This is a genomic window from Acidiphilium sp. JA12-A1 (assembly GCF_000724705.2).
Taxonomy (GTDB): domain Bacteria; phylum Pseudomonadota; class Alphaproteobacteria; order Acetobacterales; family Acetobacteraceae; genus Acidiphilium; species Acidiphilium multivorum.
In genome coordinates this window covers 1-10,250 of sequence record NZ_JFHO01000012.1, presented here as the reverse complement: position 1 = coordinate 10,250, position 10,250 = coordinate 1, and the positions used below count along the sequence as shown (strand labels likewise).

General features: G+C 60.4%; 9 protein-coding genes. 4 read left to right on the top strand and 5 right to left on the bottom strand.

Translation table 11 applies throughout. The features are described 5' to 3' along the window. Positions 1-574: IS66 family transposase (tnpC, locus tag RT91_RS02515; protein WP_035185607.1), on the top strand; the 574-nt coding region annotated here is incomplete at its 5' end. 270 nt (positions 575-844) lie between these two features. On the opposite strand, the gene RT91_RS02510 is transcribed toward tnpC, so the two are convergent. The 4 genes from RT91_RS02510 to RT91_RS21280 all read right to left on the bottom strand — a co-directional run bounded on the left by RT91_RS02510 (position 845) and on the right by RT91_RS21280 (position 4,694). Continuing rightward, entirely contained in the window at positions 845-1,909 is a 1,065-nt protein-coding gene (locus RT91_RS02510; protein WP_051788153.1) for a tyrosine-type recombinase/integrase, read from the bottom strand. Between the two features lie 3 nt (positions 1,910-1,912). Beyond that, complete coding sequence (locus RT91_RS02505; RefSeq protein WP_082468524.1) at positions 1,913-3,940, bottom strand: site-specific integrase; 2,028 nt, start codon at positions 3,938-3,940, stop codon at positions 1,913-1,915. 102 nt (positions 3,941-4,042) lie between these two features. After that, positions 4,043-4,333: a helix-turn-helix domain-containing protein gene (locus tag RT91_RS22980; protein WP_082468523.1), complete on the bottom strand. Its 291-nt coding sequence runs from the start codon at positions 4,331-4,333 to the stop codon at positions 4,043-4,045. After that, complete coding sequence (locus RT91_RS21280) at positions 4,326-4,694, bottom strand: hypothetical protein (protein WP_152982782.1); 369 nt, start codon at positions 4,692-4,694, stop codon at positions 4,326-4,328. Before RT91_RS21280 ends, RT91_RS22980 begins: the two co-directional genes overlap by 8 nt. A gap of 437 nt (positions 4,695-5,131) precedes the next feature. On the opposite strand from RT91_RS21280, the gene RT91_RS02495 reads away from it, so the two are divergent. From RT91_RS02495 to RT91_RS02485, 3 genes are all read left to right on the top strand, one after another. Beyond that, positions 5,132-6,205 carry an ADP-ribosylglycohydrolase family protein gene (locus RT91_RS02495; protein WP_051788150.1) on the top strand — a complete coding sequence of 358 codons (1,074 nt, stop codon included), beginning with the start codon at positions 5,132-5,134 and terminating at the stop codon, positions 6,203-6,205. A gap of 62 nt (positions 6,206-6,267) precedes the next feature. Further along, positions 6,268-7,125: a GIY-YIG nuclease family protein gene (locus tag RT91_RS02490; protein WP_205408949.1), complete on the top strand. Its 858-nt coding sequence runs from the start codon at positions 6,268-6,270 to the stop codon at positions 7,123-7,125. A gap of 292 nt (positions 7,126-7,417) precedes the next feature. Next, positions 7,418-9,265, top strand: coding sequence for an EVE domain-containing protein (locus RT91_RS02485; RefSeq protein ID WP_035185602.1), 1,848 nt, complete (start codon positions 7,418-7,420; stop codon positions 9,263-9,265). Positions 9,266-9,442: 177 nt separating this feature from the next. Here the strand turns inward: RT91_RS02485 and RT91_RS02480 are convergent. Then, positions 9,443-10,250, bottom strand: an 808-nt coding sequence (locus tag RT91_RS02480) for an IS3 family transposase (RefSeq protein ID WP_035185601.1), incomplete at its 5' end; no start/stop codon positions are given.

Genomic DNA, 10,250 nt, shown 5'->3' with positions numbered 1-10,250 from the left:
CTGCTGGACGCATGCGCGGCGCGGTTTCTACGAATTCCACCAGGCCACGCAGTCGCCGATCGCGGCCGAGGCGCTCGCCCGGATCGCGCGGCTCTATGCGATCGAGGCCGAGATCCGCGGGCAATCCGCCGAACGCCGCCTCGCCGTGCGGCGGGAGCGATCCCGCCCGGAGATCGAGGCGATGCACACGTGGCTGGACGAGCAACTGCTGTGTATCTCGAAAGGATCGGAACTGGCGAAGGCGATGCGCTACGTCATGCGGCACTGGGAGGGGCTGACCCGCTTCCTCGACGATGGCCGGATCGAACTCGATACCAACACCGTCGAGCGCGAAATCCGCCGGATCCCCCTGGGACGGAAGAATGCCCTGTTCGCCGGCAACGACACCGGCGCCGAGCACTGGGCGCTGATGGCGACGCTGATCGGATCCGCAAAGCTCAGCGGCGTCGAGCCGCTCGCCTGGCTCACCGAAATCCTCGAACGCATCGTCGCCGGCCATACCAAGGCCAACGAAATCGACACCCTGCTGCCTTGGAACTGGAAAACTCAGGCCACTCTACCAGCCGCCGCGTAGCGCTCACTCGCCAACGCAAGGCCGTCGTTCAGACTGCGCTTACCGGGAACATAGGGATAGTCAGACATATGAGGTTGTCCTTGATGAGTCGGCAGCCGGGTCTCCTACGCGACCGGTAAGGTCGCCGCAGACAACAAAGATTGCTCCCGTGCGGCACTGGATTCGCCGCACGGGTTGGAGAGGCTGTCGATTGATGGGGTCTGCCTCAGTTATATTTGTATTGTGTTTGTAATAATCAATATATTGGAAATAAATATAGAGAATAATGGTCTATTTCCGGCGCATTTTCCAGTCTTTCGTATATGCGGCAAGGATTTTTTCGTAATTTATTGCGGAAAGAATCTGTCCTGCGCGGTAATAATGCTGCTCGACGACTTGCTTGGACACACCTAAGACCGCGGCACCCAGGCCCGGACGGTCGGGACGGCGCAGCGGTAGCGTGGTCGCTACCATGTGCCGGAACCGGTGCGCCGAGAAGGCGACACCGAAGCGGCGCTTCGAGCGGCGAGCCAGCATGGCCTGGATCGCCCTCTCGGATAGCCGGGTTCCGATGGCGCTTATCCAGAGCGCGTCTTCCTCCGATTCTCCGAGCAGGGCAGGGCGGACCACGTTAAGGTAGTGATGCATCGCCGCCGTCAGGGAATCGGGTACGGAGAACCTGTCGGGCTTGCCCGTCTTCACCTGATCTTCGGTCAGTTCGACATAGAAGCGGCCATCACAGAACCGAAGCTCTTTGCCGACGCGGATCAGGGCCATCGAGCGCAACCGGCGGGCGCGGGCAGCGAACAGCGCGATCATCAGCCCGTCACGGTACCGGGAGTTTTGCCGCGATGACGGCGGGGCCGAACGGGCCTTCTCCATCAGGTCGAGCCCCCACCGGAACGCGACCGCCGAATCCGGCACAACCACGGAGCGCGAGTGCGGGCGGATGATCGATCGGAGCGACACGTTGCGCGGCCGCAGAAGCCAGGCCGTGTCGGCGTCGGGCGCCATGATCTTCATGGCGAGGCGGAGTTCGCCGAACCGACCCAGGATCGTATGTCCGGACCGACCAAGGTTCTTGAGAGCCTGGAAATAGTCGCTGGCTCGTGCCCGGGTCAGCCGCTCCGCCGGCGACAGGGTCGGGTCGAGTTCGCCCCTGGCCGCGAGGAAGCACAGCCATACCCCATAGCCCTTCTGGACCTTTCTCAGGCTGTCCGGCCGCAGCGTGGCACCGTGGCCGCCAACGTCGAATGGGGTTTCGGCGGTGCAGCCTGCAGCCCAGAGGGTGCGGTCGATCTGAGGCCAGTCGGCAAATTTGGTACAGCTCGGGATCCAGTCATTGCTTTCATTCATGGGTCAAGTCGAGCCTTTCAGGATTTTTGAGAGGGGCTGAGGCTTGGGGCCGCGTTTCAGGAGCGAGTGCATTTTGGGTTTGCGGGCGCGTCGGCGCCGGCTGCCGGCTCTCGCGGCGTCGAGCGTCTCGATCTCTGCGTTGAGAATCTGGTCGAAGTCGCGGAAAGCCGCGTCGGCCTCGAAGCCGAGATACGCGCGGGTCGTCGTGCGGAGGTCACGGTGGCCAAGCAGCTGGCGCGCGCCCTCGTATGATCCCGGACGGGCCCGCAAGTAGAGATACGCGGCGAGATGTCGGAACGCGTGCGGGTGGATCGCGACGCCGACGCGCTCGCGCGTGACCGACTTGACCGCGTCGCGGATTCCCTGTCGCGTCATCGGCCTGTCCTCCAGACCGGGAATCAGGAACGGCGAACCCGGGCCCGCGACACCATCGCGGTAGTGGCTGATCCAGAGATCCAGAAACTCGGCCAGGTCCTCGGGCACCGGGTAGCAAAGCGGTTCTCGATTTTTTGTCAGGTTGGCCGGAATAATGATGGCGGCTACTCGCCTGGATGTAGGATCCGGCCGCACCAGGTGAGCCTCGATCTCGAGGAGGAGCAGGTTTGCGAGCCGCATCGGGCACCGGAGGAGAAGCGCGATCACGAGGCCGCGTAACGCCAGGGCGGCGGCACGCCGGGGACTTGTCTCGCTAGACGCATCGTCGAAAAGTACGCTCGGAAGCTCGAGGAGGCGCAGAAGTCGTTCCGGACTGTTCAGCTGTTCGAGCAGAGTCCGGTTTTTGTGCGTCATCGACCGGTACCGGACGGCGGATTTTTTCGCGAGGTCCGTCAGCCGAGCGAGATCGCCTTCGGACACTGGGGTATGAAATTTGCCAATCTGCCGGAGAGTTTCGGCGACGTGGCTGATGGTCGGTGACTTCTTCCGGCCATTTTCGTTCCAAAGGAGCTCAATGATCTGGCGGGCGTGCCGATAGGGCTCGACCAGGGTCCGGAGCGAGGAGATCTGTTCGAGCGGAATGCCGGACCGATGCAGCGCATCCGCTGCGGTGCGGATGTGTTGAAGGCGAGTGTCGATGGTTGCCCGTCTCAGCGCCTTCGTGATCGGGAGCGGGCCGGAAGCAGCCTCGTCGTCCGCCAGGTCGAAGCCGAACAGGGCTTCGGCATCAGCGCCGGACAGGCGTTCCCTCATTCGGTCCAAGTCCTCGCGGAAGGAAGCGAGATAGGCACTGAAGGGCGTTCTCAGCTTGCGCCGCGGCTTCAGTGCCAGATTGGTGCGCGGCCACGTCTCGATCGTCTGTGCGGCCTGGTTCCAAGCGCGCCGGGCGGCGTTAACCAGCTTGTCGGGCTTGTCGATGATCGTACGCTCATGGAGCCATCCGCGGAACATTTCGAGCGTGTCGGCACGGACCGTGGCCGGAGCGATCTCATGGAACGTTGCGAACCGCATGAAGGCCGCTAGGCTCATGCGTCCGCGCTGGTCGAGCCTCTCGCGTAGTAGTTCCCACTCATCAGCGATCGGGATGCTTTCCTTATCGATGACATCGAGGCGCTCGAGCACACGCCGTAGGAGGGACAACACGTTGGCGCGACGCCCCTTGCGATCGCCCCAGTCGGGCAGGGGTTTGGATACCACGTGCGCCCGGATCGAGGGCGCCGTCATCATCAGCGCCGCCATCGACAGACCTGAGACGCGTACCGCCGTGCGCACGGCGCTCGACATGTCGCGATGCTGACTCGTGGAGAGGTCTTCCCACCGCGACATCTGGCGTAAAACCTCGACGGCCGAGATACCTTCGCCGCTGGTCCATTTGGAGAGCTCCTGGTCGCGCGCGGCGTCGGCCCGTCCCGTGTCCTCGTCCCCAGCATCGAGCGGGGGGATAACCGACTGATCCCCAGGTGTGGCCGGATCCGACCCGACGGTCTCATGGGCTGCTGCGGTGACAGGCGCAGCCTCAACAATATGCGTAGCCGCTACGCCTGGGGCCAGTGCGGCGAAGAAATCCAATTGACTATAAGGCTTCTTTTTGAGCATTTTTAGTCCTATTGTGACAGTAGACGACAGGTAGTGACATTCGTGAACACCGTATAGTCCATTTCCAGGCCAAATGGATGCAACGCTTTTCACGCAAGAATACTAAGGTGCGGAATCCAAAGATTTTTCACTTTGCATATTAAAGGCGTCTAAATCGGGGTTGATGTTGCTTGGGGCGCCCTGGCTGTGCGGAGACATCTTGCGCCGGAGCGCATTGCGCACATCAGCGATATCGAACCGCATCTGGCGGCCGACGTGTAGGCACGGCAATTCACCTTTCTCAACGAGGCGACTGATAGTCCTCTCGGAACAGCGCAGAAAATGAGATGCTTGTTTACGCGTGAGCAAGCGGCCGCCGCTTCCAGGGCGAGGGAAAGTAGAATTTTCAATCATCGGATCGTGCACCTTCCGGTTCGGTTTTAGAAGGCGATGCCGACCGTTCAACCTTCCGCGCGGCAATCCGTCCGAGCATTCGGGCGAGCTCCTGCATGGCTAGGCCCGTCGCCATGACCGCCGGCTCAAACCGCCAGGCGGCTTCGTCGGCGAAGGCGGGATGGTCGCCCGCTTTGCGCCGGAGCGCGGCGACGGGATCTTCTCCCGCCTCCGTTCCGGTAAGCCCGCGCTTGTCTCTCATGGTCTTCATCGCGGGCGAATACAGACGACGGAATTTTCGTCGCCGAAACCAGAATTTCGTTCGTCGCCTGCGGCTCAAGGGTGAATAGCTGATCTGCAATTTATGAATGCCAGACGCCAACCCTGGTTCAAGGCGGCGCGGTTCCTTTCCATCCGAGTACGACTGTCAAAGATCGACTGATTTTCGGCCATAGCCGGCAACCGACTGATCAAACGCGATTTTTTGAGATGTATTTTCTGCCACCGGACTCGTGTTGATGAGACAGTTCGCGGTGGTTGGTCGGCTAATGGGTCTGCATCCTCTGGAGGAACACGGATCCATGATATTCGCGTCATGGTCGCATCAAGCCGCAGGCAAAGAAGTATGAATCGCTCGTGTGACGATCAGAGCTTCGGCGATGACCGCTTTCCATTTCTGCGACCGCCTTCCATTTCAATCAACAGCATCCGAATTCGCCACGAAGAGGGATTGCCGAGATGAGATCGGGCGGGCAGGATTCGATTTGGTTGCGCAGCGTCCACTCAATTCAGATGAAACGATAGGTTCTGGCGATCGGCATGAGTGATCAGTCTTTTGTAGAACGCGTGCGCGGTTCACTTCTCGGCGGGGCCGCTGGCGATGCGTTGGGGGCCGGCGTCGAATTCATGTCCCTCGCTGAGATCCGCGAGCAGATTGGGCCGGCAGGCGTCGAGGACTACGTTCCGGCATACGGGCGGACTGGGGCGATCACCGACGACACCCAGATGACCCTGTTCACGGCGGAAGGAATCATGCGAGCCTGGGTCCGCAGTTCACTCCGTGGTGTGTGTGGTGTGTCGGGCGTACTGCATCATGCGTACCTCCGGTGGCTCCTGACCCAGGGGGAACGGCCTGCGTCCGCGATTGAAGTTGGGACTGACGGATGGTTGTTTGATGTGCCGGCATTACATAGCCGAAGGGCTCCTGGGCAGACGTGCCTCAGCGCACTTCGAGCGAGCGATTCGTTCGGATCACCTTCAATTGCCAGAAACGACAGCAAGGGGTGCGGAGGGGTTATGCGGGTCGCGCCCGTGGGCCTGTTCGCTCCGGCGATCGGGGAGGACGTAGAGGTTTTTCGGATCGCCTCCGATGCGGCTGCGCTTACTCATGGACATCCATCGGGTTACCTTGCCGCCGGCTATCTCGCCGTTGTTGTGGCAAGGTTGGTCCGCGGAGAGGATCTGCTGGCTGGTCTGGATGCGGCGGATCGCTGCTTGCAGGGATATCGGGACGCGAGTGAAGTGCAACGGGCCGTCGACGCAGCGCGTACGATGGCAAGCCGGGGCAGGCCGACACCTGAGCGGCTGGAAGAACTTGGTGGGGGCTGGGTGGCGGAAGAGGCGCTCGCAATCGCGATCTGCGGCGCCATGGTTGCCCGTGATTTCTCGGATGGGGTCTTTCTTGCAGTGAATCATTCGGGGGATAGCGACAGCACGGGCTCGATCGCCGGCAATCTGCTCGGGGCACATCTCGGAATCGGGGCGATCCCCTCGGCTTGGTTGGATTGCCTCGAAATGCGGGAGGAGATTGATCGCGTGGCAATCGACCTAGCGACTACGGCCCTCGGAGAGCGAGAGCCCGACGGGGCGTGGCAGTCATATCCGGGTTGGTGAATCGGCATTTTTTGGCGCTGAATTTATGGAAAATGTGAGAGGATAAACTGGAGATGCCAGACTTGACCTCTGAGACCTTGCTGAACCTCGGATTTCGGGACGTTGGCATGTGGGGGCCGGGGAAGGGGGTTGGTTCAATCGACTATCATCTGGACAGTCCCAACGCCCATACGGATGGGTTGATCCTCCGGGAGCGGAATTCGCTATATGCCTTCGTCCACAAGGACGAGGTGAAGTACATCGGCAAGACGGCCAGAACGATTCGGGAACGATTCGCCGGATATCGGAATCCCGGTCAACGCCAGCAGACCAATTTGCGTTGCAACCGCAATATCCAGGAGATGCTCGACCAGGGCGACGCCGTTAGGATCTTCGTGTTCAACCCGATTTCTTTTCTTCGGTATGGTGATTTCGAGATAAACTTGGCCGCTGGGCTTGAGGACGCCCTCATCGAGGCATTCGACCCACCGTGGAATGGACGAGAGCAAGGGCGCACCATCACCGAGGAGGCTGAGCGTGAGGAGGAGGAAGAATCGGAGCAGCCAGTACCTGATGATCACGATCTTTCGGTCGGACTAGCCACAGCGCAGGAGGCGCCGCCGCCATCCCGAAACACCGATTTCCAGATTACGCTGGGCGAAGCCTATTACAGTCAGGGCTTCATCAATCCCGGGGTTGAGGCAAGCGCCCATCTTGGGGCAGAAGGCGACCTCATCGAGGTTACTTTCGACGACGGGACCGAACCTGTAATCTCCAAAATCGATCGACGTGCCAACCGAAACGGTTCGGTGAGGATCGTCGGCCGAAATCGGGCGATTGCGCGTTGGTTCCAGAGCCGCTTCCAGAGGGGGGATGTCGTCAAAGCGCAGGTGTTGAATCCGCACTGTATCCTGCTGTTCTCTGGGTCGTCGTCAGGGTAACGAAATGAAGCACTATCAGAGCCCGCAACACGACTGCAGTAGGGTTAGAGCCCACGGTACACCCGCCGCTTTTCATACGGATCGGCGTCGGGGCCGCACGGCGAAAAACAGCAGACATCAGCGCATTTGGTGGTCGGGTGGACCGACACCCGGCCACCGGGCCAAATAATGCGAAGGGTAAGCAGTTTAAGGCGTCGAGGATCTGGGCGGCCAGTTTCCGGATGACGAGGTGGTTGCTCGCCCTAAAGATTGACGACGGTCATCATGGGTTGACATCGCACGGGAGCTAGGCGTGACGACTGACCAGCAGACCCTGATTCAGCGGGTCCGGAATAGTTCGAGCCACGAAAAGCTGAGAAATCTTGAGGTGAACATCACCGAGCACGGCGCGATGACGCCAGAGATCGAAGCGGAGGTAAAGGCGCAGTACGGGATGCTCGCGCGCCAAGTGGTTGCGGATAAAGCGGGTATCGATCTCAGCGACCTCTCGCCGGCGGAAGAAAAGATCGTTATGGCAAATGCCGAGTACGTCGCACTCATGAAGCGTGCCGGCAAGCCCACATCGCGCACGTTTCAGCAGTTGAAAAACCGTGGGTTGAGAGGTGCCGCAGAGGCGGCGGTTTCGAAAGAAAAGGCGACGCTAGGCTTCACAGTTCTGAACGACGCTAACCGGCGTGAGCTTTCTTACGAGCAAATTATCGTAGACCATCCAGCAGAATTTTCAGACCGAGCATTGTGGTACGCCCGCGACAAACTTGGGCTGCCAAACGCAACGACGAAGCCCCCGGCGAACGAGGACGCATCGACTCAAACGCGAACTGAATTGCTTTTGGCGTGGCTGAAAGCGCGACGCACATCGGCGCCGGGTCGAATACCGCCCTTCACGAATACCGAGGCTGCCTTGGCGATGGACATCGGTGACATGTCGAAGTTCGGTCGCGCTCACGGCAACATCCAATCACGGCTGGACTTTGCGTGTTATCGGCTGGGTCTTCCGCCCTTGGGACTGACCGCAAAGGAGGGATTTTCATGCGCGTGGAAATGGGGGCGGCCGGGTTGGGAATATCCTGACGCCGCAATGCAGCGGGCTGCCCAGGTTCACGCTTGGTCCGACGACGAATTTGAGCGGATACTGCAAGCGAGCCAGACCTTGCCAGGCGGTGCCGGAAAGCTCTGGAAGGACGAGGCCGCGGCGAACCCGGAAGGAATCAAGTCATGGGCTGAAGGCCTCGGGACGGCACAAGAAGGGCCGTTTTGGGTCTTCGTTTGCAATCCGCAGAAATGGGCGATCGATGAGTTCTTGGCGCGCAGCATAGAAGTCGACTCTTGGGGCGTTCGTCCGACGGATCGAGACAAATTCAAGCCCGGCCAGCTGGGCATCATTCGAGTCGGACAGGACCGACGCACGAAGGCAGAGCGCGGCGGGCGATCTCAGCTTGAATCGGGAATCTATGCGATTTGTGAGGTGCTGACGGAGGCCTATGACGCGACGGGACCGATCGACGAATTCTGGTCGCCGGGAAGCGAGCGGGAGCCGGGTTGGCCGACCGTTGGTATTCGTTACCTGCGAACATTTCTAGACAAGTCACTGCCGATCACACGGCTTCGGGAGGAATTGCCAGCAGTGTCGCATCTCTTGCTGGATGGGTTTCAGGGTTCAACGTTCCCGATTTCGGGCAACGACTTCAGGGCGGTGACAGCGCTCATGGGCGTGCGATCCGACGAACTGCCTGAGGCCGGAGATGCCTCCGGTCTGGCCAGGGTGTTGCAGGATATCGAAGACAAGTACAAGGACGCATTGCCTGAAGTGAAGGAGCGGCAAAGCCGGTCTATCGAACGAGGGCCGGTCGGTGCGAAGGTCAAGAAGTTCAATGCGTTCAAATGCCAGGTGTGTGACGCCTTGGGACGCAACCCGCATGCGTTCAAGAAGCCGAACGGTGAACCCTATGTTGAAGCCCACCACGTGATGCCCGTCGCCAACCTGGAACGGGGTTCATTGAATGCTGCAAACATCATGACCGTTTGCGCGAATCATCACCGGCAGCTGCACTTCGGAGGGATCGACGTCTCGACTACTGACTCTCATTTCAAGCTAGAACTGGACGGAAAGCAGCTTAGTATCCCAAAGCCTATGCTTTGATATCGAATCAACTTTGCACACCGGCTGTTCCCCAGCGCGGGGTCAAAATGCTGATCGGCGTTATAATGTATTAATAGAACATGCATTTGTGGGGTTGGCGCATCGCGCCGATCCACAGTCGCCGTGTGGCACCGACCCACAACCAAACATTTGGTCTGAGCCCTAAGTTCCCGCCATTCAGGAGTAGAGTCTCATCCTCGAGTGATGCCCACGATTGGGCGTAGGTGCAACAGCCGGGTTGGGGGTTAACCCCCAACCCGGCGCGCCGCTGATTTTTCCCGCCACCTCTGCCGGGGTTTTGTTGCCCAGGCTCGAATGGGGGCGGTGATGATTATAGTCGTGACGCCAGGCGGTCAGCACGGACCTCGCTTGAGGCAGGCTCGTGAACAAGGTCTCGTTCAGACACTCGTCCCGGAGCCGGGCGTTGAAGCTCTCGACGAACCCGTTTTGCTGGGGCTTGCCGGGCGCGATGTAATGCCATTCCACGTTCCGCTCTTTCGACCAGCGCAGGATCGACATGCTGGTGAGCTCAGTGCCGTTGTCGCTGACCACCATGAGCGGGCGCGCCCCGCGCTCAGTGATCGCCATATCCAACTCGCGTGCCACCCGGGCGCCCGAAATTGACGTGTCGGCGATCAAGCGAACGCATTCGCGGCTGAAATCGTCCACGACGGCGAAGATCCGAAACCTGCGCCCGCATGTCAGGGCGTCGGAGACGAAATCCAGCGACCAGCGCTGATTGCAGCCCTGCGGAATGGTCATCGGAGATCGTGTGCCCAAGGCCCGCTTTCGCCCGCCGCGACGGCGAACCTGAAGGCGTTCTTCGCGGTAAAGGCGCCGAAACTTCTTGTGGTTCATGGAAATTCCTTCGCGGCTGAGCAGCCAGTGCAGGCGCCGATAGCCAAATCGACGGCGCTCGCCCGCAAGCACGCGCATGCGTTCGCGAGCCTCCGCATCATCCGGGCGGCGGCTTTGATACCGCACC

Bases quoted from the DNA above. Each gene is read 5' to 3' on its own strand.
- RT91_RS02510 (WP_051788153.1), bottom strand. From the start codon at position 1,909: ATGAATGAAAGCAATGACTGGATCCCGAGCTGTACCAAATTTGCCGAC.
- RT91_RS02505 (WP_082468524.1), bottom strand. From the start codon at position 3,940: ATGCTCAAAAAGAAGCCTTATAGTCAATTGGATTTCTTCGCCGCACTG.
- RT91_RS22980 (WP_082468523.1), bottom strand. From the start codon at position 4,333: ATGATTGAAAATTCTACTTTCCCTCGCCCTGGAAGCGGCGGCCGCTTG.
- RT91_RS02495 (WP_051788150.1), top strand. From the start codon at position 5,132: ATGAGTGATCAGTCTTTTGTAGAACGCGTGCGCGGTTCACTTCTCGGC.